Origin of the sequence: Bacillus sp. UNC125MFCrub1.1 (genome assembly GCF_000701305.1) — a bacterium.
GTDB classification, from domain to species: Bacteria; Bacillota; Bacilli; order Bacillales; family Bacillaceae; genus Bacillus; species Bacillus altitudinis.
Window position 1 is genome coordinate 839,799 of the sequence record NZ_KL370769.1, and the last position, 26,157, is coordinate 865,955.

26 protein-coding genes are annotated in these 26,157 nt (G+C 43.4%); 3 read left to right on the forward strand and 23 right to left on the reverse strand.

What is annotated here, in order from left to right; genetic code table 11:
- Positions 1 to 14 precede the first annotated feature (14 nt).
- The 4 genes from N521_RS17030 to N521_RS17045 form a co-directional block, all read right to left on the reverse strand.
- The gene (locus N521_RS17030; protein ID WP_007498817.1) at positions 15 to 503 is read right to left on the reverse strand and encodes a small multi-drug export protein; all 489 of its coding nucleotides are present in this window, start codon (positions 501 to 503) and stop codon (positions 15 to 17) included.
- A gap of 311 nt (positions 504 to 814) precedes the next feature.
- Positions 815 to 1,567 (reverse strand): HAAS domain-containing protein, encoded by a 753-nt coding sequence (locus N521_RS17035; protein WP_035392305.1) that lies wholly within the window; start codon positions 1,565 to 1,567, stop codon positions 815 to 817.
- A 4-nt stretch (positions 1,568 to 1,571) separates the two neighbouring features.
- The gene (locus N521_RS17040; RefSeq protein ID WP_019743451.1) at positions 1,572 to 1,898 is read right to left on the reverse strand and encodes a PadR family transcriptional regulator; all 327 of its coding nucleotides are present in this window, start codon (positions 1,896 to 1,898) and stop codon (positions 1,572 to 1,574) included.
- A 114-nt stretch (positions 1,899 to 2,012) separates the two neighbouring features.
- Positions 2,013 to 2,534: an acyl-CoA thioesterase gene (locus N521_RS17045; RefSeq protein ID WP_008346212.1), complete on the reverse strand. Its 522-nt coding sequence runs from the start codon at positions 2,532 to 2,534 to the stop codon at positions 2,013 to 2,015.
- Between the two features lie 179 nt (positions 2,535 to 2,713).
- Here N521_RS17045 and N521_RS17050 point away from each other — a divergent pair, with 179 nt between their 5' ends.
- Entirely contained in the window at positions 2,714 to 3,574 is an 861-nt protein-coding gene (locus tag N521_RS17050) for a dimethylarginine dimethylaminohydrolase family protein (RefSeq protein WP_035392310.1), read from the forward strand.
- Positions 3,575 to 3,635: 61 nt separating this feature from the next.
- Here N521_RS17050 and N521_RS17055 read toward each other — a convergent pair whose 3' ends face one another.
- From N521_RS17055 to proG, 10 genes are all read right to left on the reverse strand, one after another.
- Positions 3,636 to 4,604 (reverse strand): ABC transporter ATP-binding protein, encoded by a 969-nt coding sequence (locus N521_RS17055; RefSeq protein ID WP_017367088.1) that lies wholly within the window; start codon positions 4,602 to 4,604, stop codon positions 3,636 to 3,638.
- Complete coding sequence (locus N521_RS17060; protein WP_035392313.1) at positions 4,594 to 5,511, reverse strand: C40 family peptidase; 918 nt, start codon at positions 5,509 to 5,511, stop codon at positions 4,594 to 4,596. Before N521_RS17060 ends, N521_RS17055 begins: the two co-directional genes overlap by 11 nt.
- On the reverse strand, positions 5,511 to 6,590 hold the full coding sequence (locus N521_RS17065) for a dipeptide epimerase (RefSeq protein WP_035392314.1): 1,080 nt from the start codon (positions 6,588 to 6,590) through the stop codon (positions 5,511 to 5,513). The genes N521_RS17060 and N521_RS17065 overlap by 1 nt, the downstream gene beginning before the upstream one ends.
- Complete coding sequence (locus N521_RS17070; protein ID WP_035392316.1) at positions 6,587 to 7,528, reverse strand: S66 peptidase family protein; 942 nt, start codon at positions 7,526 to 7,528, stop codon at positions 6,587 to 6,589. The genes N521_RS17065 and N521_RS17070 overlap by 4 nt, the downstream gene beginning before the upstream one ends.
- Positions 7,529 to 7,841: 313 nt before the next feature.
- Positions 7,842 to 9,461, reverse strand: coding sequence for a peptide ABC transporter substrate-binding protein (locus N521_RS17080; RefSeq protein ID WP_008346227.1), 1,620 nt, complete (start codon positions 9,459 to 9,461; stop codon positions 7,842 to 7,844).
- Positions 9,458 to 10,471 (reverse strand): ABC transporter ATP-binding protein, encoded by a 1,014-nt coding sequence (locus N521_RS17085; protein WP_007498841.1) that lies wholly within the window; start codon positions 10,469 to 10,471, stop codon positions 9,458 to 9,460. The genes N521_RS17080 and N521_RS17085 overlap by 4 nt, the downstream gene beginning before the upstream one ends.
- Before the next feature lie 7 nt (positions 10,472 to 10,478).
- Complete coding sequence (locus N521_RS17090; RefSeq protein ID WP_008346230.1) at positions 10,479 to 11,441, reverse strand: ABC transporter permease; 963 nt, start codon at positions 11,439 to 11,441, stop codon at positions 10,479 to 10,481.
- Positions 11,438 to 12,373 carry an ABC transporter permease gene (locus tag N521_RS17095; protein WP_008346233.1) on the reverse strand — a complete coding sequence of 312 codons (936 nt, stop codon included), beginning with the start codon at positions 12,371 to 12,373 and terminating at the stop codon, positions 11,438 to 11,440. The genes N521_RS17090 and N521_RS17095 overlap by 4 nt, the downstream gene beginning before the upstream one ends.
- An 18-nt stretch (positions 12,374 to 12,391) precedes the next feature.
- Entirely contained in the window at positions 12,392 to 13,216 is an 825-nt protein-coding gene (locus N521_RS17100; RefSeq protein ID WP_008346235.1) for a M55 family metallopeptidase, read from the reverse strand.
- Between the two features lie 189 nt (positions 13,217 to 13,405).
- Complete coding sequence (gene proG, locus N521_RS17105) at positions 13,406 to 14,230, reverse strand: pyrroline-5-carboxylate reductase ProG (RefSeq protein WP_025207214.1); 825 nt, start codon at positions 14,228 to 14,230, stop codon at positions 13,406 to 13,408.
- Between the two features lie 169 nt (positions 14,231 to 14,399).
- Here proG and N521_RS17110 point away from each other — a divergent pair, with 169 nt between their 5' ends.
- Positions 14,400 to 15,719 carry a S1C family serine protease gene (locus N521_RS17110; protein WP_035392319.1) on the forward strand — a complete coding sequence of 440 codons (1,320 nt, stop codon included), beginning with the start codon at positions 14,400 to 14,402 and terminating at the stop codon, positions 15,717 to 15,719.
- A 42-nt stretch (positions 15,720 to 15,761) separates the two neighbouring features.
- On the opposite strand, the gene N521_RS17115 is transcribed toward N521_RS17110, so the two are convergent.
- Complete coding sequence (locus N521_RS17115; RefSeq protein ID WP_035392320.1) at positions 15,762 to 16,712, reverse strand: ring-cleaving dioxygenase; 951 nt, start codon at positions 16,710 to 16,712, stop codon at positions 15,762 to 15,764.
- 329 nt (positions 16,713 to 17,041) lie between these two features.
- On the opposite strand from N521_RS17115, the gene N521_RS17120 reads away from it, so the two are divergent.
- Complete coding sequence (locus N521_RS17120; RefSeq protein ID WP_035392321.1) at positions 17,042 to 18,367, forward strand: APC family permease; 1,326 nt, start codon at positions 17,042 to 17,044, stop codon at positions 18,365 to 18,367.
- 13 nt (positions 18,368 to 18,380) lie between these two features.
- Here the strand turns inward: N521_RS17120 and N521_RS17125 are convergent, their stop codons facing one another.
- The 8 genes from N521_RS17125 to pdhA form a co-directional block, all read right to left on the reverse strand.
- The gene (locus tag N521_RS17125) at positions 18,381 to 18,710 is read right to left on the reverse strand and encodes a hypothetical protein (protein WP_008358910.1); all 330 of its coding nucleotides are present in this window, start codon (positions 18,708 to 18,710) and stop codon (positions 18,381 to 18,383) included.
- 63 nt (positions 18,711 to 18,773) lie between these two features.
- The gene (locus N521_RS17130) at positions 18,774 to 19,730 is read right to left on the reverse strand and encodes a sugar-binding transcriptional regulator (protein ID WP_017359143.1); all 957 of its coding nucleotides are present in this window, start codon (positions 19,728 to 19,730) and stop codon (positions 18,774 to 18,776) included.
- 93 nt (positions 19,731 to 19,823) lie between these two features.
- Positions 19,824 to 20,609, reverse strand: coding sequence for an SDR family NAD(P)-dependent oxidoreductase (locus tag N521_RS17135; protein WP_035392323.1), 786 nt, complete (start codon positions 20,607 to 20,609; stop codon positions 19,824 to 19,826).
- A complete protein-coding gene (locus tag N521_RS17140) occupies positions 20,587 to 21,282 on the reverse strand; it encodes an SDR family NAD(P)-dependent oxidoreductase (RefSeq protein ID WP_035392326.1) in 696 nt (231 codons plus the stop codon). Before N521_RS17140 ends, N521_RS17135 begins: the two co-directional genes overlap by 23 nt.
- A gap of 31 nt (positions 21,283 to 21,313) precedes the next feature.
- A complete protein-coding gene (gene lpdA / locus N521_RS17145; RefSeq protein WP_035392329.1) occupies positions 21,314 to 22,696 on the reverse strand; it encodes a dihydrolipoyl dehydrogenase in 1,383 nt (460 codons plus the stop codon).
- 12 nt (positions 22,697 to 22,708) lie between these two features.
- A complete protein-coding gene (locus tag N521_RS17150; protein ID WP_035392333.1) occupies positions 22,709 to 24,031 on the reverse strand; it encodes a dihydrolipoamide acetyltransferase family protein in 1,323 nt (440 codons plus the stop codon).
- An 18-nt stretch (positions 24,032 to 24,049) separates the two neighbouring features.
- Positions 24,050 to 25,030 carry an alpha-ketoacid dehydrogenase subunit beta gene (locus N521_RS17155; RefSeq protein ID WP_026050078.1) on the reverse strand — a complete coding sequence of 327 codons (981 nt, stop codon included), beginning with the start codon at positions 25,028 to 25,030 and terminating at the stop codon, positions 24,050 to 24,052.
- 31 nt (positions 25,031 to 25,061) lie between these two features.
- Positions 25,062 to 26,045 carry a pyruvate dehydrogenase (acetyl-transferring) E1 component subunit alpha gene (gene pdhA, locus N521_RS17160; RefSeq protein ID WP_008346257.1) on the reverse strand — a complete coding sequence of 328 codons (984 nt, stop codon included), beginning with the start codon at positions 26,043 to 26,045 and terminating at the stop codon, positions 25,062 to 25,064.
- Between the last annotated feature and the right edge of the window lie 112 nt (positions 26,046 to 26,157).

Sequence of the window (26,157 nt, forward strand, 5' to 3'; positions counted from 1 at the left end):
TTTATCCTCCTTGCTTACTTGCTAAAAATATCTCCGAACAACCCATTTGAATCTGGGGCAAAGTAATGGAACCCCGCACCCGTTAAACTAGCAGCTAATGCGGTCCACATGATTAAACTGACCGTCATCCACACAGTGACTTGTTTTCTTTTCGTACCGAAGCTCATACACATAAAAGCCGCTAAATGACTGCCAATGATAAAAGGACCGATAAGTGCCAAACCAGGGAGACCATACCGTTCCCAAACCTTTCTGGCTTTCAGCTGTTTTTTCTCTCCTTTTTCATCATGTTTCTCCTCTTTTCTCTTCAGCCACCACGCTTTAAATCGGTCCACGAAGACGATGAGTAGCAAGACGGTAAGAAAGTTGCCGACGAATCCAATAACTGCCGTTGTCACAGGATGCAGACCACTTAAAATCCCCAGCGGAACGACACCAACCACTTCAAAGAAAGGTAAAGCAGCCAATATAAAAACGAGTACATACCCCCATACAATATCCAATCACAGAACCCCTTTTCATTTTTTGTCCTCTTCTCATTGTAAAGAAAAATGTGATCCCATATCTACATTTTTTTAGAAAAAGAAAAGCACATCGCAAGAGATGTGCTCCAGATTGTTGACAAAGGGCTAAAATGAACTTTATTTTAGCCCTTTGTCTTCTTTTCAGCGTGATAGAAAACCTTTGCAGCCCTAGGAAGGACGAGTACTGGCGCGGAGCGAATTTGACATTCGTGAGCACCAGCACGCAGGACTGACAAAGAATGCGAGGGTTTGTCTACACGCTGAAGCACATCGCAAGAGATGTGCTCTATTTACATTAAATGTTCATTTTTATTGTTTGTTTTCCGTAAAAAAGCGATTGTGAGCATGACTAAAATCACAATGGATACCAGACTTGTGAAAAGAAGCATGAGAGGTGATGTCCATCCAAGCCATTCGAATAGGAGCTGCGGTCCGAAGAAGATCAGCGGAATGAGCGACACCATATTGGCTTTTAAAATGGCATTCAATAAGACAATACACAGCAGTAACAGAAGAATGACGCCCCATCTTTGGCTCGAGGTCAGCACAAGTAAAGGAGTACCAAGTTTTTGGTCCAATAATTTCACTGTGATCAAGGCTGTCATCTGAAAAACACCTAATATCCAAAAGTAAAAGAATGCCCTCCTGCTTGTTTGAAAGGCAGAAGCTCTAAACATCACAATGGTCATGATCACATTGGCCACTATGATGAGCGGATAACCAATGAGTGCATACCAAGAATACGATAAACTTTGACTAATAGCATCTGCTAACATCATGTAAAAAAGAGATCCAATTAAAAAAGCACTGACAAACGGAACCCAGTCTTTATGATTTCTAGAGAGCTCTTTCGCTAGCTCGTCAGCAAAGCCCCGTGGATCTCCTCCAAATACATCTTCCCCTGTTTTCCCATCTTTCTCAGCTTCGACAGCGTGTGTCGTTAATTCATCCATCACTTCGTCGATCTCGTCCTGATTTTTCCCTTTTGATATGAGATAGAGTTGCAGCTCTAATAAGATGTGTCTCGTTTCTTTTGTTACCATCTTCTCACTTCCCTTTATGTAATAATCGCTCTACATTCCCTGACAGCTCATTCCATCGCATGGTAAAATCCGTCAGCGCTTCTTCGCCTCTTTGTGTGAGCGTATAGTATTTCCTTTTCGGCCCGCTCGCCGATGCTTTTGTGGACGTACTGACCAGCTGTTCTTTTTGCATGCGCAGCAAGATCGGATAAATACTGCCTTCACTAATTTGATCAAACCCATAGTGCGCAAGCTTCTTTGTCATTTCATAGCCATAAATTTCACCTTCAGAAATAATCGACAGTAGGCATCCCTCTAGAATTCCTTTTAGCATTTGTGTTGATTGTGTCATCATCGATCCTCCGCTTTCAGTATCTTGCATGACAAGATAGTATGATCTTACCACACACTATCTTGCTATGCAAGATACTGACCTAGAAAAAAATCACCGCATAAAGGGTGATTTTTACGCCCAAGGCTTATCCGTCCCAAGTGCGTCAGCCAAAGCTTTACTATGCTTTCGGCGGCTTTTTCTTTCCTCTGCCCGCTGCTTCGCTGTTTGATGAAGCATGATTTCTTCCTCTGTTTCCGGCATGACTTGTGGAACTCGTTTTGGCTTCCCGTTTTCATCCAGCGAGACAAAGGTAAGAAATGAAGTTGCTGCGAGTCTGCGTTCTCCAGACATCAAGTTTTCTTTAATGACTTTGACGAATACTTCCATAGAAGATGTGCCGACCCATGTCACATAAGATTCTAAGCAGACGGACTCTTTCTGTCCAATCGGCTCTAAAAAATCAACTGAATCCATTGATGCGGTGACTGTTTCACTACGGCTGTGTCTTGCTGCCGAGATGGAAGCAATGTCATCTATATAACTCATTAATTTCCCGCCAAATAACGTTTGGTGGTTATTCGTATCGAGGGGGAATACCCTGCTGGTTTTCACAACTTTTGATTCCTTGCAGTATTTGAAATTTTCTTCACTCATCGTCATAGCTCCTTCTTGCTGTTTTCGTTGATGCGGAACGACTTTTATTAAACACTATTCTATTAGGTTTGTCTAAACTTTTTGCTTTAGTCTCTCATGAGAGATTTTCTTTCGGAAATGTTTCAACATTTACTAGAAGGAGGAATAATATAACTATCGATAAACAAGGAGGCCCTTTGATGGATTCTATGAAATCAGAGAAAGTGTACAAAACGCCGCAATGTATGAGTGAATATGATGATTTACAAGAAGTCCTCTTATGCAGTCCAATTTATATGGAAATTAAACAGATCATCAATGAAACCCAAAAGCATTTTGCAAGAGTAAATATTTCTCAAAACAAAGCCCTCACGCAGCATAAGCAATTCATCCAAACGCTGAAAAACCATCATGTCCGGCCTGTCCTTCTTCCTGCAAATGAACGTTTCCCTGAACAAGTCTTCACTCGGGATATTGGATTTACAATTGGACAGACTTTATTTGTTTCAAACATGGCAGCCCCTGTCAGACAAGGAGAAGAACATTCCTTAAAAGAATGGGCACAGACAAAAGGATGGACAACCATCACGCTGGATGATGGAACGATTGAAGGCGGCGATGTGCTTATAGACCAAACCCGTGTATTTGTGGGGATCAGCAAAAGAACAAATCTAGTCGCCATCCAGCAGCTCAAAAAAGAACTGCCGAATCACGACATCATTCCTATTCATCTTCCTTCTCACATTTTGCATCTTGATTGTGTGATGAATATTCTTTCTCATCATGAGATATTGATTTACCCTGAAGCTTTTACGGAAAAGGATCTTCATATGCTCAAAAAGCATTATGATCTCATTGAAATAAGTGAGCAAGAGCAGTTCACACTTGGACCAAATGTGTTGTCCATTGGTCAGAAAAAAGTCATCAGCTTACCAATCAACCAAGAAACAAATGCTGCATTAACAGCACGCGGCTACACCGTCATTGAAGTGGATTTTTCAGAAATCATTAAATCCGGCGGCTCTTTTAGATGCTGTACATTACCTATTAGGCGTTCATAAAAGCCAAAAAGCCAGCTTGTTTACTCGCTGGCTTTTTAAACGCTTGTCTTCTTCCCTCTATCTATTTCCTATCATATAAATGACAGGCCACTTCATGTCCTTCTTCGACTGCTTGTAATACTGGCTTTTTGTCCGCACATACATCCATTGCAGCAGGACATCTTGTCCGAAATACGCAGCCGCTTGGCGGATTCACTGGACTTGGAATTTCTCCCTTTAAAATAAACCGCTTGCGTTTATCTTCCACATCAGGATCTGGAATCGGGATAGCAGACAGCAATGCTTGTGTATATGGATGAAGCGGTGTTTTATATAAAGCATCACTGCTAGTCATTTCCACGAGATGTCCTAAGTACATGACACCGATTCGATCGCTAATATATTTAACCATTGATAAATCATGGGCAATAAATAAAAACGTCAATCCTTCTTCTTTTTGCAGTTTTTTCAGCAAATTCACGACCTGAGCTTGAACGGATACATCTAGTGCAGAAATCGGCTCATCTGCCACGATAAACTTTGGCGATAAGGCGAGTGCTCTAGCAATCCCTATTCTTTGCCTCTGTCCTCCGCTGAATTCGTGAGGATAGCGTGTAGCAAAATCATGACTTAGCCCCACCGCTTCAAGCAGTTCCTTCACACGTGCGAGCCTTTTCTTTTGACTGCCATACAATTGGTGGATCTCCATCGGTTCCAGCATAATATCTTTTACAGAGAGCCTAGGATTTAAAGAAGAATACGGATCTTGAAACACCATTTGAATTTGTCTATTGAAATCAAATGATTCTCGGTTCGATAAGTGATGGAGACTTTTCCCTTCATACAAAGCTTCACCTTCTGTCGGGTCATAAAGCCGCATGAGCACTTTTCCAAGTGTAGATTTACCGCAGCCTGACTCACCAACAAGACCAAAGGTTTCGCCTTGTTTCAGCTGAAAGGTGACACCATCTAATGCTTTTAACGTTCTTCCTTTCGATAGATGAAAATGCTTTTTTAAGTTGTTGACTTGCAGAAGTGGTTCACTTCCCATCACATCTCCCCCTCTCAGCTTTCAAATACCGCCTTGTTCCTGCCCATTCCTGTTCATATGAAGTACCAGAAAGAGAAAGAAGTTCAATCTGTCTGCCCGTTTTAGGCGAGTGAAGCATCATGCCATCTCCAGCATACATCCCTACATGGCGAACAGCTCCCTTCCCATTGTCATTGGCAAAAAACATGAGATCACCTGGCACCAAATGATTTGATGCGACTGGAGTTCCTTGAACTGCTTGGTCACTTGCGTCTCTCGGTAATAAACATCCACACGCTTTGTACATGCTGTAAACAAAACCCGAACAGTCGTAGCCATAGCTGCTCATGCCGCCCCACAAATATGACAGTCCAATAAATTGTTTTCCTATAGCTAAGGCATCCTTACCGCTCATAGAAGAAGGGGATGAAGCGCGGCGCACATCTTCTTTTTTGATTTCTCTTCTTCCTACTGGAGTTAGAACATCAAAGGAATCGCTCATTTCTTCAACAGGTGCTAGTTCTGTTAAAAAACTAACCTCCATATTCGGTGTTCCGTTTTGATATAAAACCGCTTTTTTCTGACAAACAATCAAGGGACTAGCAGGTGGTTCACTCTCTGATACTTCATTTAATTGCTCTACAGGGATATAACCTGGGTAGCCTTGCGGGTGTTTCCGGCTTGCCTGCTGCGGGATGACAACTTTCATCCAGCCATCTGTCTCCTCCAGCCCAATGACTCGTTCGCCAAGCAGTACTTGGGTTTGAATAAGGTTTTCTTCACATAAGGCCAATTTCTGTTCATATGTTTGCTGATCAATCCATTCTTTGATCTGGACGGAACTTTGAAGAACGTGTCGATCCATATCTCTCGGCGACTGCGGAGCTGTCCATATATTTGCGACTGGAACCTTTGATTCATATAACATCATAAGACCCCTTTCACTCCTTGAATGCCTAATCCATGATGCGGTGGAAAGAGAATATCTTTTCCTTGATAGACAATTCCTCCGTCTATTAAGTCCTCTTTGAGCATAAGCGGCGCATCAAAATCATAACGGGTAATATTCGGCTGGCTTGCAGCAAGATGAGCGGCTGCGGTAATCCCTAGTTTTGATTCGATCATACTGCCAACCATGCACTTGACGCCGTATGCTTCTGCTAAACTATTGATTTTCAGCGCTTTTTTGATACCGCCTGTTTTCATTAATTTTAAGTTGATGAGATCACAGCTTCTCGTTTCTAACACCTTGATGGCATCATGGAGGCTAAAAATACTTTCATCTGCCATAATCAATGTGTCTGTTGCTTCCGTCACCCGGCGCAGACCCTCGATGTCTTCTTTAGGCACTGGCTGCTCGACTAGTTCAATATCGAGTGCCTCCATTTTTCGAATAGCCACAACCGCTTCCTTCCATGTCCAGCCTTGGTTGGCGTCAAGCCTGATTTGAATGTCCGGCCCGACTTTTTCTCGAATCCGCTCGATCCGCTGAATATCCGTATCTATATCATCTTTTCCCACTTTGATCTTTAAGGTACGAAAGCCTTCAGCTGCATATTGCTTCGCATCCTCTGCCATTTCTAGCGGACGGTTGACACTGACCGTGTAATCCGTTTCTAGCTGATCACGATAACCGCCAAGAAATTGATAAAGCGGGAGGCCAGCCTGCTTCGCTAAACCATCGTAAATCGCCATATCTATTGCAGCCTTTGCACTCGTGTTTCCTACAAGTACACGGTCGATCGCTGAAAAGATTTGTTCATATTGTGACAATGAGGCCCCAATCAAGATCGGCCTCATCACAGCGCAAATAGCATAGTCGATGCTTTCCAGTGTTTCACCTGTAATGACCGATGTCGGCACTGCCTCTCCATAGCTGACATCACCTTGATCATAGGTGATGATCACAATAAGAGATGCGGCATCATACACCGTTCTTAATGCTGTTTTGAAAGGCTTCTTTAGCGGTACACTCGTTCTGCATGTGCGAACATCTACGATTTTCATTTGATCGCCTCTTTCGCTGCAACACCTGGGGAAATATGCAGTTTTTTCCCTGTAGCATCTAATGTAGCGTGCACGCCGATTGGAATGGCGAAGTTTGGAGATGAATGACCGATCCGAAAGCCGCCAAGTGCAGGTTTCTGTTGCGGGACAATATACGTCTCCCATAGCTGATCGAGCGTTAACGACTGCTCTTTCTTTTTCGGCTCACATTGATGAAAATCACCAATGATAAATCCCGCCGCATCATGTAATTTTCCTGCAGATGCTAAGTGCTGCATCATTCGATCGATTTTATATGGTTCTTCGTCAATATCTTCTATCAATAAAAGCTTCCCCTTTGTATCAATTTCAAAAGGTGTACCAAGTGTCGTGACAATAAGGGCAAGATTTCCTCCGGTGATTTCGCCTGAAGCCGTGCCATGATAAAAAGTATGAAGAGGTGACAGGTGGTTCGTATACGAAAAGGCTTTCGGAGTGAATAGCTGTAAAAAGGTATCCTTTGTATACGGGTGAACCCCTTCAAGTCCCACATCAGAGGAGAGCATTGGACCATGAAAGGTCACAAGACCCGTCTGCTGCTGAATGGCTGTATGTAAAAACGTAATATCACTGTATCCCCAAAAGATTTTTGGGTTCCGGCGAATGAGATCATAATCAATGGCTTCTGCAATTCTTCCTGTTCCGTATCCTCCGCAAGCACAAATCACTGCCTTCACGTCTGGATCTTGAAACATGTGATGAATATCTTCCACTCGTTCATGATCATGACCTGCTAAATAACCATACCGGGAGTCGATATACTTCCCCTTTTTCACCTTTAGCCCTAAGCTTTCTAAAAAAGAAATACCTCTTGCTAATTTCAGCTCATCAGGCGGGCTTGCTGGTGCAATGATTCCCACTGTATCTCCTGTTTGAAGTGCCACTGGCAGATGGTTCATGCCAATCCCCTCTTTCTCTTCGTTTCTTTCAATCTATGGGCATCTTCTTCATAACATGAACGAATAAAGGAACAGACGCTTTTTTCAAAGCGTCCCAGATTGTTGACAAAGGGTTAAAATGAACTTTATTTTAACCCTTTGTCTTCTTTTCAGCGTGATAGAAAACCTTTGCAGCCCTAGGAAGGACGAGCATCGGCGCGGAGCGAATTTGACATTCGTGAGCACCGAAGCGCAGGACTGACACCGAATGCGAGGGTTTGTCTACACGCTGAGACGCTTTTTTCAAAGCGTCCCGTTCTCTCATTCTTTTCATTTACTCTCCATCTACCTGTGCCCATTTCAAATCAATGTAACCAACAGGATGACGGACAATGCCCTTTACGCCTTCTTTTTGTAAATAGACTTGGTTATAAAAATGAATGGGAATGATCGGTGCTTCTTCCATCAGAAGTGCCTCGGCATCATGCAGCATACGATTTCTCTTTTGTTCATCTGCTTCTTGACTCGCCTTTTTGATCAGCTGATCATACGTATCATTTGACCAACCTGTCCGGTTCATCGCATTTCCTGTTTGGAAGCTCTCTAAGAAATTGATTGGGTCTGCATAGTCAGCTAGAAATGAACTTTGCGAGAATTGGAATTTGAGTGCCTTTTGATCTTCTGCAAACACATTTGCTTCCATGTTTGCAAGCTTCACGTCTACCCCTAGCGCTTCTTTTAATTGCTGCTGAATGGCTTCTGCTTTTTTCTTATTTTCAGGCTTTGTACTATATGTTAATGTGACGGGCGGCAGCTTTGAATAGTTCTCTTCTTTCAACCCTTTTTCTAATAGTTTTACGGCTTCACTCGTATCATGTTTGACAAGGTCGCCGCCAGCTTCTCTGAAATCTTCACCCTTTGAATCTAAAATTCCTGGTGAAACGAAGGCACGTGCTGGCTTCTCTTCATTTTTCGTCACATACTTTACAATATCCTGAGGGTTGATCGCCATTTGAAAGGCTTTGCGAATGTTCTTATTTTGAAAAGGCTCCATGTTGACATTTAGGCGATAAAAAAACAGCCCTGCTTGATCTTCAATTTGCACATCTTTGCTTTTTAACAGGTCTTCACTTTGTTCTGCCGGAACGAAGGCCGTATCTAAATCTCCTGATTGATACATTTGATAATCTGTGTTTCGATCACTGATCATGAGCCATTTCACTTGATCTAGCTTGACCGTTTGTTTGTCCCAATACGTGTCACTTTTTTCCATTGTAAAGCTTTCATCATGCTTCCACTCTGTCAGCTTAAACGGTCCATTACCGACAAAGGTTTTCGCATCCTTGGCCCAGTTCGGGTCCTTCTCCGCTACCTTCTCATTCACCGGGAAAAAGGCAGGGTTTGCGGTCATATTTAAGAAAGATTTCTGCGGGTATGCTAGCTTGACCTCTAGCGTTTGATCATTAACAGCCTTGACTTTTACATCTTCTTTCTTCCCTTTTCCGCTGTTAAACGCTTCGCCTCCTTCAATCATATAAGCTAAGAATGCCGCAGAAGAGCCCGTCTTTGGATCTAGCAGCCGCTTCCACGCATATTCAAAGTCACTTGCTTTGACTGGATCACCATTTGACCACTTAATCCCATCCCTTAAATGGAACGTGTACGTTTTTCCGTCCTTTGAGATGTCCCATTTTTCCGCCATGGCAGCAGATGGTTCGTGCTTTTCATTCAGTCTTGTTAATCCTTCCATTAAGTTATTGAGCCCTTGCCAGGACACATTATTAAAACCAATAGGCGGATCAAATGATGTCGGTTCGTTTTCATTATTTAATGTTAAAACTTTCTCTTCGCCCTTGCTTGAAGATCCTTTGCCTGCTTGCTCATTGGCTGTACATCCTGCAAGCAGCATCACTGCGATAAAGCACATACTGAGAATCCAACCTGTTTTTCTCATGAAAAACTCCCCCTTTGTGTTGAAGATAAAACCGTTTGCTTCGCTCGTTCATCTTGGAGCCAGCAATGTACTGCATGTGTAGGTGAACGCTGCGTTTCATGCGGCATGATATGATCACACACTTTCATCGCAGACGGGCATCGATCGGTATATGGACATCCTTTTGGCGGGGCAAATAAATCAGGCGGGCTTCCTTCAATAGGAATGAGTTCATCTTTCATATCCAGCCTTGGAACGGATTGCAGCAGCCCTTTTGTATAGGGATGCTGCGGACTGTAAAAGATATCTCGCCTTGTCCCAACTTCAACGATTTTCCCCCCGTACATGACGGCCACTCGATCAGCAACTTGTGCTACGACCCCTAGGTCATGTGTGATTAAAATAATCGTCACGCCTGTTTTTTTCTGAATCTCTTTAAATAGTTCTAAAATCTGCGCCTGTATGGTGACATCTAGTGCAGTTGTCGGTTCATCTGCAATCAGCACCTTCGGCTCACAAATAAGAGCCATTGCAATCATGAGCCGTTGCCTCATGCCACCGCTGAATTGATGCGGATATTGCTTCAGCCTCTCTTTCGGCTGCGGAATCCCCACTAAATCAAGCATACGAAGCGCCTCTTCTTTCACTTCTTTTTTTGTCAGCTTCTGATGCACTTTTGCAGCCTCCATCAGCTGATCTCCAATTGTTAGCGTCGGGTTGAGTGCCGTCATGGGATCTTGAAAAATCATGGAGATATCGACACCACGGATGCTGCGCATGTCTTTTTCAGATAATGACAGCAAGTTGCGATCACGAAACCAAATTTCCCCTTGATCGACTTGTGCACTGTATGCAGGGAGAAGCCGCATGATACTTTGAGACGTCACACTTTTTCCGCAGCCTGATTCTCCTACAATGGCGAGGGTTTCTTTTTCATACACATCCACATTCACCCCGCGTACCGCTTGAACAGAACCGCCATATGTCCGAAAGCTAACATGCAGATCGATAATCCGAAGCATTTTTTTCATCACGCCATCACCTCTTCATCTTCGGATCAAGCGCATCTTGCAAGCCATCACCTAAATTATTAAAGCAAAACATCGTCAGCGAAATAAAAAATGCCGGAAAGAATAAACGCCACCAGTGACCATTATCTGACAGCACTGTCGGCAAGGCGTCATTGGCCATCACACCCCAGCTTGCAAACGGGGCTTGAATCCCTAAACCGAGAAAACTTAAGAATGCTTCAGCAAAAATCGCTGTCGGTACAGTTAGCGTCATCTGGACAATAATCGGTCCCATCGTATTCGGCAGTAAATTTCTGCGGATGATGCGCAAACTTTTTGCGCCAAAGGTTTTCGAGGCAAGGACATATTCTTGGCTTTTCAGCTGAAGGACTTGACCTCTCACGATTCTTGCCATCCCGATCCACCCTGTGACAGTGAGCGCCACAATAATAGTGACAAGCCCAGGCCCCATCAGAACCATCAATAAAATGACGACGAGTAAATACGGCAGACCGTAAAGCACCTCGACGATCCGCATCATGACATGGTCATACTTCCCGCCCTTATATCCTGCAATACCGCCATAGATGACACCGATCGCAAAATCAATGAGAGCGGCCATCACGCCCACAAATAACGAGATGCGTGCGCCATACCAAGTACGTGTAAACACATCACGTCCAAGCTCATCTGTTCCAAACCAGTGAGCAGCTGACGGCGGCAAGTTTTGCATGGAAAGCCGCTGTTCTGTCACACTATTCGGTGCAAGGAGTGGACCTAATACAGCCATGACGAAAAGAAAAATCAGCACCGATAAACTAAACATAGCGAGTTTATTTTGTTTTAACCGTCGCCAAGTATCTGCCCAATACGAAAGTGAGGGTCTTTTAATGGCATGGACTTCAGATGTCTTTTGTTCTTTAGGCGCAAACCATTCATCTGGCACTTCATGCGCTTGATTCATTTGATCATGCTGAAGGTGTATACTCATGCCTTTCCTCCTTTCTGATGCAGCTGGATCCTTGGATCAAGCAGACGATATGTCACATCTACAATGAAAAGAAGGGTAATTAAGATGATGCTGTAAAAAACAGTGGTTCCCATGATGACAGGATAGTCACGGTTATTAATACTCTCGACAAAGTATTTTCCCATTCCAGGGATCGCAAATATTTTTTCAATGACAAAACTGCCTGTTAAAATACTTGCGACAAGTGTGCCGAGGATCGTGACGACAGGTAAAAGCGCATTCCGCAGGGCATGTTTAAACACAATTTTATAAGGGGAAAGTCCTTTCGCTTTTGCAGTTCGAATATAGTCCTGCGACAGCACTTCAATCATGCTCGATCTCGTTAACCGGGCAATGATCGCCATTGGACCTACCGCCAGTGCAATGGTAGGAAGCACCATATGCATTGGACTTGTCCACATCGCTGTAGGAAAGAGCTTTACATTCACAGCAAGCTGCTGAATTAATAAGGTAGCAAAGATAAAGTTTGGTATGGATATACCGAAAACAGCAATCGTCATGGCGATATAATCAATCAAGCCATTATGCCGGAGGGCAGCCATGATTCCGAGCAAGATACCGGAGATGACAGCAATCAAAATAGAGATAAGACCAAGTTCTAATGAGACTGGAAAACCTCTCGCCAATAAATCATTGACACTTTCAGAAGGCTTTTTAATGGAAGGACCAAAATCAAAAGTAACGATGGATTTTAAATAGATCATATATTGAACATAGAGTGGTTCGTCTAAGTGATAGTAGCTTTCGAGGTTTCGCTGGACAGTTTCGTTTGTATTTCGTTCTTCATTGAAGGGCGATCCTGGGATGACCTTCATTAAAATAAACGTTAACGTCGTAATCGTTAAAATCGTGGCAATCATCGCAATCAAACGCTTGAGCAAAAAGCTGGCCATCTGCTGTCTCCCCCTCGCTTAACAAAATGTTGTACGTGCGGCAAGCTCTGTCATGACAAGCATCGCTTGGTAGGCTTCTAATATATTCTCCGCTTGGTACGTCACCGTTGTTGTCCCTTCAATGATGGCCGTACCCGGCATTAAATTCGCCCATTCAGCTTGTCCATAATTGGCAAACTCGATTTTCAGCACTGGCTGCTCAGGAGGCGTGAGCGGCTTCATTTGATGAATTTGTTTCATGGCAGCTTCCACTTGCTGAGAGATGAGGGTGCTCACTTTCGCTGGTGTTAAGCATTTCACAGCAGATCTTGAAATGGTTTCTTTCACCGCCACTGTTTTCACGCCAGGCATTAACTTTTCTGCTTCAAGTGCCGCTTGATCGTCTCCGCATACAAGAATGACCGGAACACCATAATAGCCTGCGACATACGCATTAAAGCCCATTTCACCAATCGGATGATCATTTATGTAAAAATGTCTGACACCAAAAATCATACTGTGAGACATCACACCTTTCATTGATGCCCTTGCATGATAGCCTAAAAAAACAGCGGCATCATACGTTTGATCTAATCCTTGAACCATTGAATAAGGCTTTACATCACCTGATATGAGAGATGCTTCCTCATGCAATTCTTCAATCAACAGATTATTCATTTTAGAATGGCTATCATTCACTAAAATATCGGTCGCCCCATGTGTAAGAAGAGCTTCTACACAGGCGTTCACTTCACCTGTCATGATTTTTCTCCCGCGCTCATAATTGTGCTGGCGGCTATCAACAAATGTATGATCAGCTAGACCAGTAATTCCCTCCATATCGACTGATAAATAGAGCTTCATCCCCATCCCCCTTTAATTAAACTTAAAATTTGTGTATATTTTTCTAAATTTTCTAAAAAATTATATGAGAACTTGATTGATTTTTCAATACAATGTCTGAAAATAAGGAAATTAGACTCAGGTAATACAGGTCAAAAGCATTGATGCGAAAGGATTTATTTTACAGAAAAAACACCACTAGCTATGTCTTTAGTGGTGTTTGTCTGCTTCATCGATTTGCGATTTTAGCTGCGCATATTTTTTCATCGTTTGTGTAAACAAGTCATCGAACATTTGCGGTGCCTGCTGCTGGATGACTGCAGCGCCTTCTCCTGTAATCCCGCCTTTTGTTGCGACCCTGTTCACCGTTTCAGCAAATGTCAGTCCGTGTTCAACAAGAACTTGTCCTGTACCGAGCAGCGCATATGTTAAAAATTCATAGGCTTCTTCTAAAGAAAGCTCACTATTCCGAACAGCGGCTCTCGCCATTTCTTCAAAGATTGCTGCAATAAAGCCCGGAGAAGAGCTTGTCAAATTACTCGCCGCATCAAAGCGGTCCTCTTCCACTTCCCTGACGATACTAAAAGCTGAAAGCAGGCGGTGGAGCCGTTCTTGCGCCTCCTGCCCAGCGGTTTCACCATGCGCCACAAGGGATACACCCGTCCCTACGGCTGATGTCAAAGTGGGAATGTATCTAGACACCGGCTGATTCGTATGTTGCATTAATTTGTCTAACGTGACAGCCGCTGCCACTGATACGATATGAAGAGATGTCTTTGCGAGGCTCAGTTGATCTAAGACATCAAGTACAGCAAGCGGTGGTACACAAACAAACACGACATCACATGATGCAGAGATGTCATCTAAAGAGCAAATGTTGACATGCTGGTTCTTCTCTTTCAGCTGTTGCAGACGCTCCGTTTCACTTCGTGTATGGATCATAAACTGACTGGCATGAAGTACTCCTTTATCCAGCCATTTTTGTACCATCATATCTGCCATGCTTCCATATCCAATGATTCCAATAGTCTCCACAGTTTAATCTCCTCTATTTTGCTTAGATTCACTACTTATTTTAACAATTTCCCACAATGTTTTCATTTTTATCCCACACTTTTTTCTTACGATAAAGTCAGTATCCACCACATACGGTCAAACATCTTGAACACATACATGTAAAAATCGATGAAAGAGAGTGATCTTAATGACACAACACAAAGATGAAAAACACACTTCTTATGAATTACAAACGATTGAACAGCCGAAAAAAACACAGAAGAAGCCAAGTGGCTGGCTGAAGCCATTTGTCAGCGGGATTGTGGGCGGTACGTTAGCGTTAGGTGTTTACGTTCTAACTCCATATGCTCAGCATTCAGAAAATCATTCAACTGAGTCGTCAACGAAAACAGCCGCTGTATCGACAAATGATACAAGTACAAATTCGTCAAAAACAACAGCGTCACAAACATCCAATTCGACCAGCAGTATTTCCAGTATGGTCGAAAACGTATCACCAGCCATCGTCGGCATTACAAACTATCAAACACAAAGTCAAACAACCACAGATTTTGGTGATATGAACTCACCTTTTGATGGATCACAGCAAAATCAAAACAGCAGCAGTCAAGAGCAAGAAAGCGGTACCGGATCAGGGGTTATTTTCAAAAAATCGGGCAGTAAAGCCTATGTATTAACAAACAACCATGTGATTGAAGGAGCAAATAAATTAACAGTCTCCTTGCATAATAGCAAGACGGTGGAAGGAAAAGTGGTCGGTTCTGACCCGCTGACTGATCTTGCTGTCGTCGAAATTAGCAGCAACGGCGTTACAAAAGTCGCTGAACTTGGAGACTCCTCATCCCTTCGTGCAGGAGAAACCGTCATTGCAATCGGAAATCCGCTTGGTGAAGATTTATCAAGAACAGTGACACAAGGAATTGTCAGCGGTGTCGATCGAACAGTGTCTATGGATACATCAGCTGGCGAAAGCAGTATTAATGTCATTCAAACAGATGCCGCCATTAACCCCGGCAACAGCGGCGGGCCGCTTTTAACAACAGACGGAAAGGTTGTGGGGATCACCAGTATGAAAATTTCTGAAACAGGTGTGGAAGGTATCGGGTTTGCGCTCCCAATCAATGATGTCAAACCAATTGCAGAGCAGCTTCTCACAAAAGGAAAAATCGAACGACCTTATATCGGTATCAGCATGCTGGATCTCGAACAAGTACCAGATGCTTATCAGCAGGAAACGCTTGGACTGACAAGCAGTCAGCTGGATAAAGGCGTGTACGTAAAAGAAATCGCTGCTGGCTCACCTGCTGCCAAAGCTGGATTAAAGACAGAGGATGTCATCACCGCCATCAATGGTAAAAAAGTGACAACCGGCAGTGAATTACGTCACGAGCTTTACACGAATGCAAAAGTAGGAGATACCGTCAGCATCACACTCGTTCGTAATGGAACAGAAGAAACAAAACAAGTGACATTAACACAATCTGAATCAAAGCAAGTCAGCTCTTAACGAAAAAAGCAGCTCAATTTTTATGAGCTGCTTTTTTCATGTTCACTTGATTGGGACCAATCTTTGTTCAATTTCTGCTCGTTTGTGCTCTAAAAATGGCGGAAGTGCTAATTGATCACCAAGTTCATCCACGCTTTCATCCACTGTAAATCCAGGACCGTCTGTTGAGATTTCAAACAAGATGCCGTTTGGCTCTCTAAAATATAGGGCTTTAAAATAAAAACGTTCTACAACACCAGAGTTGGTGAAACCGGCTTTGGCTATTTTATCATGCCATTTTTCAAGCTCTTCTGCGTCCGCTACACGAAAGGCTACGTGATGAACACTCCCTCTGCCAGATCGCTCAGCAGGTCCTTCTGCTTTTTCAATGACATGAATCTCTGTTCCAGCTCCGCCTTGTCCTGATTCAAAAATCGTCACGATTTCCCCATCATTTGATTGTTCACGTGCTTTTTCTGTGAAACCAAGGATGCTCGTTAACACACTGATCGTTTTATCTGCTTCTGCGACTGTTAATTCTACTGGTCCCAAACCTCTGATCGCAAAATCAGCAGGAATCTCATCATGCACTGGCGGCTTCGCTCCATCTTGCACGCTTGGTTCTACAGTCAAAAACAGCTGCTGTCCTTCTGGATCTGTAAATTTCAAGGTAGGTCTGCCGCCTCTTAAAGAAGCTGTTTCTTTCTTTACACCTTTTTCTTCAAAGCGCTTTTCCCAAAAGGTGATTGCCTCTTCTGAAGAGACAATCAGACCTGTGCGTGAGATCGCATTTGTTCCGTCCAGCCGGCGGGCGAGCATCGGTATTTCAAAAAACGTCAGCTCTGTACCAGGTGAGGCGACCTCATCTCCATAAAATAGATGATACATCGATGGATCATCTTGATTGACTGTTTTTTTCACCAGTTTTAAGCCAAGGATTTGGCGGTAGAAATCAACGTTTTTCTGAGCATTTGCTGTTAGTGCTGATACGTGGTGAATCCCATTTATTTTCATTGTGTTCACTCCTATTATAAAATATCTCGAATTCAAGATAATATCCTTATGAATAAAATAGGTCATTTTAGAAGAAAAGTCAACCATTCGGCTGCATCTTTATTGGATGTTCGGCTTTCACCTATTAAATTAACATTAAATCGAAAATATCATTATATTGTTCGTTTTTAAGATAACATTCATCCTAATATCTCCAATAAACGAACACTTTTAAATACAAATACGAAAATCAGAAAATTTTTTTAATTCTTGTTTTCCTAAAATCGTATTACAATGAACAAAATACATGTCACAGTAACGTACGAAAGTGATGCAGGAGGTCGTGTGTAATGAACAAAGAACAACCAGCGTTAAAACAAGACATCGGCTTATTTTTTGCCCTATCTCTTGTCATCGGAACAATTATTGGATCTGGCGTTTTTATGAAGCCTGGCAACGTCCTTTCTTATTCAGGAAGCTCAGGCATCGCCTTATTCGCATGGCTGTTAGGCGGGATCTTAACCCTTGCAGGCGGACTCACAGTCGCTGAAATTGGTACACAAATCCCGCGTACTGGCGGTTTATATGCCTATCTTGAAGAAGTATACGGTGAATTTTGGGGCTACTTATGTGGCTGGGTGCAAATTATTATTTACGGACCAGCGATTATTGGTGCTCTTGGTCTTTATTTTGGTTCATTATTAGCTAATTTATTTTCTCTTTCATCTATATGGGCTACAACCATTGGCATTATCACCGTTCTTTTTTTATGTGTGATCAACATCATGGGAACGAAATACGGTGGTTTTGTCCAAGGACTGACCACGATCGGAAAGCTTGTTCCAATTGCAGCAATTATTGTGTTTGGCTTATGGAAAGGAAATGAACATATTTTCACAGCCGTCAATGAGAGTATCGCTCAGATGAACTTCGGTGCAGCAATTTTGGCAACATTATTCGCCTATGATGGCTGGATTTTGCTTGCAGCGCTTGGTGGTGAAATGAAAAATCCAGAGAAACTGCTTCCTCGCGCGATGGCAGGAGGTATTTTAATTGTCACAGCATGTTATCTCTTTATTAACATCGCCCTTTTGCATGTGTTACCAGCTGATCAAATCGTTCAACTAGGTGAAAATGCCACAAGCACAGCTGCTACAATGCTCTTTGGTCCCATTGGCGGTAAAATTATTAGTATCGGAATCATCATTAGTATCTTTGGCTGTTTGAATGGAAAGGTTCTTTCGTTCCCGCGTGTCATTTTTGCAATGGCAGAACGAAAACAAATTCCATTTGCCAAAGCCATTTCACGCATTCATCCTACTTTTCAAACACCTTGGATCGCTGTATTTGTACAGATTTTGATTGCCATTGTGTTTATGATCGTCAGTAATCCTGAGAAGCTGTCAGAGGTTTCGATTTTCATGATTTACATCTTTTATGTGATGGCCTTTTTCGCTGTCTTTAAGCTAAGAAAACAAAACAAGGGAATGAAGCGCACTTATAGCGTACCACTTTACCCGCTCACACCGATCATTGCGATTATCGGCTCTTTCTTTGTCTTAATCAGCACCATGATCACCGATTGGCAAAGCTGCCTGATCTCCATGCTGATCGGCATTGCCGGACTGCCGATTTATTACTACATGAAAAAAACACAAAATAAAGCAGAGCGCTAAGACAGCCTCTGCTTTATTTTTTATATTGCTTAATGACCTTATAAGATTCGTTTAAATATCTCATCAGCCGGTATGGCTTACTTAAAACCCGGATGGGGAGTCTTGAAATAAATCCATTCAGATTCGCCTTATACTCCTGCGTCATCCGCTTCGGCTTTGTCGCAATTTTTTCATATACTTCTTTGTAAAATTCCTTCATGATGTCGACTTGCACACTGATCTTCTGATGACACTCTGTACACTCAACGCTTTTCATCTGATCATTCACATAAACGATGCTGTGGAGGGTCTCTTCTTGGCACCGAGTACAGTGTAGGTTTGCTTCCATTTCGGTTTTCTTCAAGATACACAGCTCCTTTCTCGTTTGATGTAGCTCTTTTTATACAATACGATAGCTGTCAGCTGTTTATTGGACAGATGCTTCCTTTAAAATAGCTGCCGCAGTTAATTCGTCGGTGACGAGCACCTGAATAAAGCCGCCGTTTAAGGCCCCTAAAATACTTTCAGCTTTATGGGTTCCTTCCACAACTGCGATGACTTTTTTCACGTTCTTTAATTGTTCTAACGATAATCCAATCACCTTTTGGTTCAGCTCATCTTGGACTGGTTTCCCTTCACCATCAAAGAAACGAAAACCAATATCACCAACAGCCCCTGATTGTCTCAACCCAGACAAATCCTCTTCTTTTAAATAACCGACTGTTTTCAATGTAGAGCCTTTATGCGGATTTCCAATACCGATCAGGGCAATATCAACATTTCTGCCTTCTTCAAGCACAGCTTCTATGTCCTGCATCGCCATCAGCCGCTCTTTTAATTCTTCTGTTTCTAAAATCGCAGGTGCATATAAATAGGAACACGTACCATTCATCTTCTTTGCCAGCTCATATGCCAGCTGATTCGCGTGAATGTCGACTGCCTGCCTGCCCATTCCGCCCTCTAAAGGAATGACTTTGACATCGTTTCTTCGCTCAAATGGATATTCCTTCACGAGCTCGGCAAGTGTGGTTCCCCATGAAATACCGATTTTCTCAGCGCCTTTCATGTTTTTAGAAAGATAATAGGCGCCCGCTTGACCGACTGCCCGTTTGACCATCTCAGACATTGTCCCGACACTTGGGACAACGACAGCATCCGTTAATTGAAAAGTTGTTTCCAGCTGCTTTTCAAGTTCCACTGTATGAATACTTTCGTCTTTAATGTACACTTCAACGATTCCCACATCTTTTGCTTTTTGTAAGAGCTTTGAAATGACTGGTCTTGAGACATTGAGCTTTTTTGCAATCTCCTGCTGCGTCCACCCGTCTGTATAATAAAGATGAGCAACCTTGACGAGCTGTCGTCTTTCTTCCCAATTCAGCATGTGACATCATCCTTTTAATATACTATGATTACCAGTATACCAAACATTCGTTTCTAATTGGAACAATTGTTATGAAAATGACAAAAAGAGCGATTAACGCTCCGCTCTTTTTCCCTCGCTATATTTAGGCTGATACGTTCTCCCGCCGTCTAATAAGAGTATCTGTCCGTGCAAATAGCTTCCCTCGTCACTTGCGAGAAATAAAGTGACTCCAGCAATATCTTCTGGTTTTCCTAATCTCCCGATAGGAATAAGTGATCGAAGCTGACTTTTCTCAAGCTCAGTCGGATAGAGCGTATCAAGCATCTGAGATTCAATGACGCGCGGTGCAATGACATTGATGCGGACATGATGGGAACCCAATTCCTTTACGAGCGAACGCATGAGACCAAATGCCCCGGCTTTTGATGCGTAATACTGGATGCCGCCGCCAGAGCCTGTTATCGCAGATCCTGATCCAATAATGACGACGCTGCCTTCATTCCGCTCACATAGATAGGGTGCTAATGCTTTGATGCAGTAGAAAAGACCATATAGATTCACAGCCAGTGTCTTTTTCCAAAGTGAAAAATCAACCTCTAAAAAAGGAAGGGATTTCGTCATTCCTGCTGAATAGACAAGATGCCCAATGCCACCCAGCTCCCTTTCAGCTGCTGACGCCATTTGCTGAACACTTTCCCACGATGAAACGTCAGCTTGGAACGTCAGCAGCTGAGGATGCTGTTGTTTTAAAAGCGAAAGTCCCTGTTCATCTATATCTGACACAGCTACACGATGCCCTTCTTTTAAAAAACGCTGAGCAATTTCTTTGCCGATTCCTTGGGCGCCACCTACGATGAGAACTGGTTTTTGTTGATTAGCCAGCGCTCTCACCCCCATCAAGCATAATCGCTGCTCCATCTGTAAATGCACCGTACGACGTACTTAAGAAAACCGTCATATGAGCCACCGTCTCCTTGATTTGCTCTTTGTCAGGAAGCAAATGGAGAGGCGGCGGAAGTAGTGCCAATACCCGGATGCCTTTGTCTTTAAATTCGCGCGCTAATCCTTTTGTCATGGCATTCAACATACTATTTGATGTAGCATGTGAGACCCCGCCATCACCTGTTATGCTGCCTGATGAGGAAATATTAATGATGCAGCCCTGCTTCTGATCCACCATATGCCACACAGCGGCTTGACTGGAAAGAAAGACTGTATTTACGGACTTTTCCACTTCATCGACCCATATCTCAGGACTTACGTCATCAATCTCCCCATCTGCTGTTTGCTCGGCTTGATTGACTAAAATATCAAGCTTGCCGCATGTATCGATGACTTGTCTTAGCATAAGCGTAGCATCACGCGGTGTCTCAAGCGGATTGATGACAACAGTCGATTGGCCGCCTAATTTTTCAATGTCTTCGCTTATCGACTTTGCTTTTGATTCATCACGAAAAGCGTGTATGAAAACATGTGCACCTGCCTGGGCCAAAGCTAGGCAGATGGCTTCTCCAAATCCATCTGTGCTATCTGTCACAAGTGCCACTTTCTGATGAAGCTGGACGTGCACACGGATCTCCTCCCTATCCCTTGTTTGGCATTTATTTTCTCAGCTTACTCACAATATCAAGAGCTGCTTCATAAAAGCCTTCTGAGATGGTTGGATGCGGGTGAATCATTTTGGCCATCTCTTCCGCTGTTCCTTCTAAATACATAAATGAGGAAGCCTCTGATATCATCTCCGTTACGTGCGGACCAACCATTGTAGCGCCAATGACTTCACCATATAAGGTATCGTACACGAGTTTAATAAAACCGGTTTGAACACCTGCTGCCAACGCTTTTCCGCTTGCAGCTAAATCAAATCGCTCTGCCCGCACGTTTAGTCCTTTGGCTTTCGCCTCTTTCTCTGTCAGTCCCACACTCGCTACTTCTGGCAATGTATAAATACATCTAGGAACGATGTCGTGATTCATTCTTTCAGGCTCACCGCATATATTGCTAACTGCAACGGCTGCCTCTGCCATCGCCGCATGAGCGAGCTGATAGCCGCCGGCTACATCGCCAATTGCATATACACCTTCAGCACTTGTCTTCATCTCGTCGTTCACTTTAATAAAAGGACCATCTAGCTGAAGATCCAGCTGACTGACAGCAGAGACATTTGGTCTTCTTCCGACACAAACTAGCAGCCTTTCAGCCGTAAAGATGTGCGTCTCTCCTTTATCGTCTGTCGCATGAATCGCTTTGACTCCTTCGCTTTCTGTTACTTCTGTCACCGTCGTTTTCTTTGCGATATGGATGCCTTTTTTCTTCAATTCTTTTTCTAGTAATTTCGACGCTTCTTCATCTTCCTGCGGAATAATCGACGGAGCGGCTTCTATAATGGTGACTTTTGATTGGAGACTCTGGAAGATGCATGCCAGCTCAAGACCAATTACACCCCCGCCAATAATGACGACAGATGCAGGAATATCTGGGATGTCAAAGATCGTATCACTTGTGTCAAATTGAATCTCTTTGAGCCCTGGAATAGGCGGAATAGCAGGTGATGAGCCAGTGGCAATGATCAGCTCTTTTGTTTCAATCGTTTCTGACCCATCTTGTTTTTCAATGTCAATGCGATTTTTTGTCACAGCTGTTCCTCTGCCGTTATATACATCAATCTTTCCTTGCTTTAATAAAAAGGCGATTCCACCCCTGAGTTTTTCGATGACATCATCTTTACGTTTTCTCATTTTATCGAAGGAAAGAACCATCTCACCTGTTTCGATTCCCCAGCTTTTTGCTTTCTCAATGGATTCAATGACTTCTGCATGTTTGAGCAGTGTCTTTGAAGGGATACAGCCTCGATTTAAACAAGTCCCCCCTAGAAAATCCTCTTCAATCAATGCAACCTTGTGTCCACGTTCAGCGGCTTGAAGGGCGGCAGTGTATCCGCCAGGCCCTCCGCCAATGACTGTCAGATCATACGTTTTTGTCATCCGATTCATCTCCTACATTAGCAATTCAAATGGTTGTTCAAGCACTTTTTTAAGGTCTGTTAAAAAGGCTGCTGCTGGTGCACCATCTACCACTCGATGATCAAATGATAAACTGACGCCCATCATTGGCCGCACCTGAATTTCTCCATCGATCACTACAGGTTTTTCTTGAATGCGTCCAACACCTAAAATCGCCACTTCCGGCTGATTAATAATTGGGGTAAACGTGTCAATGGCATACATCCCTAAGTTACTAATGGTAAATGTAGACCCCTTCAACTGGTCTGGCAGCAGCTTTTGATCGCGTGCATTTCGACCAATTTCTTTTGCTTCTTTTGTGAGCTGTTTCAGCCCTTTTTGATTTGCATGAGAGATGACCGGAACCATTAGGCCGTCTTTCACAGCAACCGCAAGACCAATGTGCACATCCTCATGGAAATGGAGCTCATTTTGTTCAAACGTCATATTGATTTGCGGATGGCGCGTGAGGACACTGCTGACCGCATGGATGATGATTTCTGTAAACGACAATCTGTAGCCTGTCTCTTTTTCAATCGCTGGGAGCAGCTGTTTGCGCACTTCTTTTGCTTTTGTCATATCAATTTCACTTGTTAATGTGACGTGCGGCGCTGTAAAGGCACTTTGTGACATGCGATCTGCGATCACTTTTCTCATCCCGGCTAGTTTTTGTGTTCTTACTGGAGCAGCTTCTGCCTTTTGTGCGCCTGCTGCTGTCACATCACTCTTCATGATTTTTCCGTGGACGCCAGAACCAGCAACATTCGCTAAGTCGATCCCTTCACGAGCAGCCACTTTTCCTGCAAGTGGTGATACGCGCTGGCCTTCCTCGTTCGTATGAAGTGCCGCTTCGACATCCCGTTTTTGAATTCTGCCTTTTGGTCCTGTACCAGATACTTCTTGAATGGCTACTTGGTGATCTTTTGCCGTTTTTCTCGCTGCAGGTGTTGCGCGTACTTTCTCACCCACCGTTGGTTCAACTTCAGTCGAAACAGATGGTTCAGATGGTGATGACGTTCCGCTGTCTTCAGAAGATGCTTCATCTGACTGCGCTGGCGGCTCGCTCGGTACCTGCTCATTTGCCTCTCCGATATATCCAATGACAGCATTGACTGGAATCTGATCATCTGCTTCGTAATATTTCTTTAGAAAAACGCCATCATCATAGGCTTCAACCTCGATATTGATTTTGTCTGTCATAATCTCAAATAGAGGCTCACCGATTTCAACCGAATCTCCTTCTTCTTTAAACCATTGAAGCAAGGTACCGATCTCCATCGTACTGCTTAGCTTCGGCATAAATATCTCTTTTGGCATGATCTTCTCCCCCTTTACTTAAGAGCGCACGAGCTCTTTTGCTGCTTCAATAATATCTGGCACTTGTGGAATGACTGCTTTTTCCAGCGTTGGGTTGTACGGTATTGGAACGGCAAGACCGCCAAGTCGTTTAATAGGTGCATCTAAATAGTCGAAGGCTTCACTTTCCGCTATCATACTCGCAATCTCTCCGCCGTAGCCGCCTCGTTTCACTGCCTCATGCACAACGATACATTTGCCTGTTTTTTTCACAGATTCAATAATGGTTTCTTCATCTAATGGGACGAGCGTTCTCGGATCAATGATCTCGACATCGATTCCTTCCGCTTCTAGTTCCTTCGCTGCTTCGAGCGCTTTGTGCACCATAATGGCTGTTGCGACAATTGTGACGTCCTTTCCGCTTCTCTTCACATCCGCTTTCCCTAAAGGAATCGAGTACTGCTCTTCTGGTACTTCACCAATTGTTTTATATAAAAGCTTGTGTTCATAGAAAATGACAGGGTTGTCATCATCCATTGCTGCTTTTAAAAGTCCTTTTGCATCATAAGCTGTTGAAGGCTGAACCACCTTTAGTCCAGGAATATGAGCCATCCACGCTTCTAAGCTTTGGGAGTGCTGCGCTGCGGCACCTGTCCCGGAACCTGCTGGTGTTCTGACAACAAGCGGCACTTTCCCTTTTCCGCCAAACATGTAACGTGTTTTCGCTGCTTGGTTTACAAGCTGATCCATTGCAATTGTAATAAAGTCAGAGAATTGTAGTTCTAAAATCGGACGCATCCCTGTCAAAGCCGCTCCGACTGCGCCTCCTGCGATGGCAGCCTCTGAAATCGGCGTATTGCGGACGCGTTCTGGACCGAATTCCTCGATCATCCCGCGCGTGACACCAAATGCGCCACCGTATACGCCGATATCTTCACCTAAAATGAAGACATCTTGATTTTTTCTCATTTCCTGACTCATTGCTTCTCGAACGGCTTCTAAATATGAAATCTCTCTCACTGTCGTGTTTGTCACGTGATTCCCCTCCTAATTAGGCGTATACATCCTCTAATAGTGTGTCAATTGATGGTTCTTTACTATTTTTCGCAAATTCAACAGATGCCTCGATCTCTTGCTTCGCTTCTTCTTGTAAACGAGCAGCCTGTTCTTCTGTCAGAACATCTAGCTCCATTAAGAGTGACTTAAAGCGTTTAATTCCGTCTTTTTGTCTCCATTCTGTCTCTTCTTCACGTGTACGGTATTTTTTCGCATCACTCTTTGAGTGACCCTTCCAGCGATACGTTTTCATTTCAATGAGTGATGGCCCTTCTCCAGCTCTTGCACGGCTTACCGCTTCATCTACTGTATTCATGATCTCAACCATGTCATTTCCATCAACTGTTTTCCCTGGCATTCCGTAGCTTTCTGCTCTTGTTGAGATGTCTTCAATGTTGATCATTTCTTTCACAGGACCAGACATGCCGTATTGGTTGTTTTCACAAATAAACACAACAGGTAAATCCCAAATGGAAGCAAGGTTCAGCGCTTCGTGGAAGCTGCCTTCATTTGTGGCGCCGTCTCCGAAGAAACAAAGGACCACAAAACCTTCCTTTTTCATCTTGGACGTGAGCGCCGCACCAGTTGCAAGCGGAATACCGCCGCCAACAATTCCATTTGCCCCAAGGTTTCCTTTTTCTAAGTCGGCAATATGCATGGAACCGCCTTTTCCTTTGCAGTAACCTGTTTCACGTCCGAATAGTTCAGCCATCATTTTATTGACCTCTGCACCTTTTGCAATACAGTGACCATGTCCGCGGTGTGTACTGACAATCTTATCTTCATCCTTTAACACAGCAATAGACCCAACAGCCGATGCTTCCTGTCCAACACATAAATGGGTCGTTCCATGGATTAATCCTTTAGCAAAGAATTGATCGACCTTTTCATCAAAATATCTTACTAACCACATTTGTTTATATAAATCTGCTAATTTCTCATGACTAATCTGTTCAGGCAAAGTGATTTGTTTTTGCATTTCTTCTCTCCCCTTTACATTTGTTCTTATGTGTTACATTTGTAATTATCATACGTTTAACTCTCATTGAAGTCAAGTATTTCCGTTTATTTTTTAAGCGTTTTCATCTTTT

Bases quoted from the DNA above. Each gene is read 5' to 3' on its own strand.
- N521_RS17035 (WP_035392305.1), bottom strand. From the start codon at position 1,567: ATGGTAACAAAAGAAACGAGACACATCTTATTAGAGCTGCAACTCTAT.
- N521_RS17040 (WP_019743451.1), bottom strand. From the start codon at position 1,898: ATGACACAATCAACACAAATGCTAAAAGGAATTCTAGAGGGATGCCTA.
- N521_RS17045 (WP_008346212.1), bottom strand. From the start codon at position 2,534: ATGAGTGAAGAAAATTTCAAATACTGCAAGGAATCAAAAGTTGTGAAA.
- N521_RS17050 (WP_035392310.1), top strand. From the start codon at position 2,714: ATGGATTCTATGAAATCAGAGAAAGTGTACAAAACGCCGCAATGTATG.
- N521_RS17055 (WP_017367088.1), bottom strand. From the start codon at position 4,604: ATGGGAAGTGAACCACTTCTGCAAGTCAACAACTTAAAAAAGCATTTT.
- N521_RS17060 (WP_035392313.1), bottom strand. From the start codon at position 5,511: ATGTTATATGAATCAAAGGTTCCAGTCGCAAATATATGGACAGCTCCG.
- N521_RS17065 (WP_035392314.1), bottom strand. From the start codon at position 6,590: ATGAAAATCGTAGATGTTCGCACATGCAGAACGAGTGTACCGCTAAAG.
- N521_RS17070 (WP_035392316.1), bottom strand. From the start codon at position 7,528: ATGAACCATCTGCCAGTGGCACTTCAAACAGGAGATACAGTGGGAATC.
- N521_RS17080 (WP_008346227.1), bottom strand. From the start codon at position 9,461: ATGAGAAAAACAGGTTGGATTCTCAGTATGTGCTTTATCGCAGTGATG.
- N521_RS17085 (WP_007498841.1), bottom strand. From the start codon at position 10,471: ATGAAAAAAATGCTTCGGATTATCGATCTGCATGTTAGCTTTCGGACA.
- N521_RS17090 (WP_008346230.1), bottom strand. From the start codon at position 11,441: ATGAGTATACACCTTCAGCATGATCAAATGAATCAAGCGCATGAAGTG.
- N521_RS17095 (WP_008346233.1), bottom strand. From the start codon at position 12,373: ATGGCCAGCTTTTTGCTCAAGCGTTTGATTGCGATGATTGCCACGATT.
- N521_RS17100 (WP_008346235.1), bottom strand. From the start codon at position 13,216: ATGAAGCTCTATTTATCAGTCGATATGGAGGGAATTACTGGTCTAGCT.
- N521_RS17110 (WP_035392319.1), top strand. From the start codon at position 14,400: ATGACACAACACAAAGATGAAAAACACACTTCTTATGAATTACAAACG.
- N521_RS17115 (WP_035392320.1), bottom strand. From the start codon at position 16,712: ATGAAAATAAATGGGATTCACCACGTATCAGCACTAACAGCAAATGCT.
- N521_RS17120 (WP_035392321.1), top strand. From the start codon at position 17,042: ATGAACAAAGAACAACCAGCGTTAAAACAAGACATCGGCTTATTTTTT.
- N521_RS17130 (WP_017359143.1), bottom strand. From the start codon at position 19,730: ATGCTGAATTGGGAAGAAAGACGACAGCTCGTCAAGGTTGCTCATCTT.
- N521_RS17135 (WP_035392323.1), bottom strand. From the start codon at position 20,609: ATGGGGGTGAGAGCGCTGGCTAATCAACAAAAACCAGTTCTCATCGTA.
- lpdA (WP_035392329.1), bottom strand. From the start codon at position 22,696: ATGACAAAAACGTATGATCTGACAGTCATTGGCGGAGGGCCTGGCGGA.
- N521_RS17150 (WP_035392333.1), bottom strand. From the start codon at position 24,031: ATGCCAAAAGAGATATTTATGCCGAAGCTAAGCAGTACGATGGAGATC.
- pdhA (WP_008346257.1), bottom strand. From the start codon at position 26,045: ATGCAAAAACAAATCACTTTGCCTGAACAGATTAGTCATGAGAAATTA.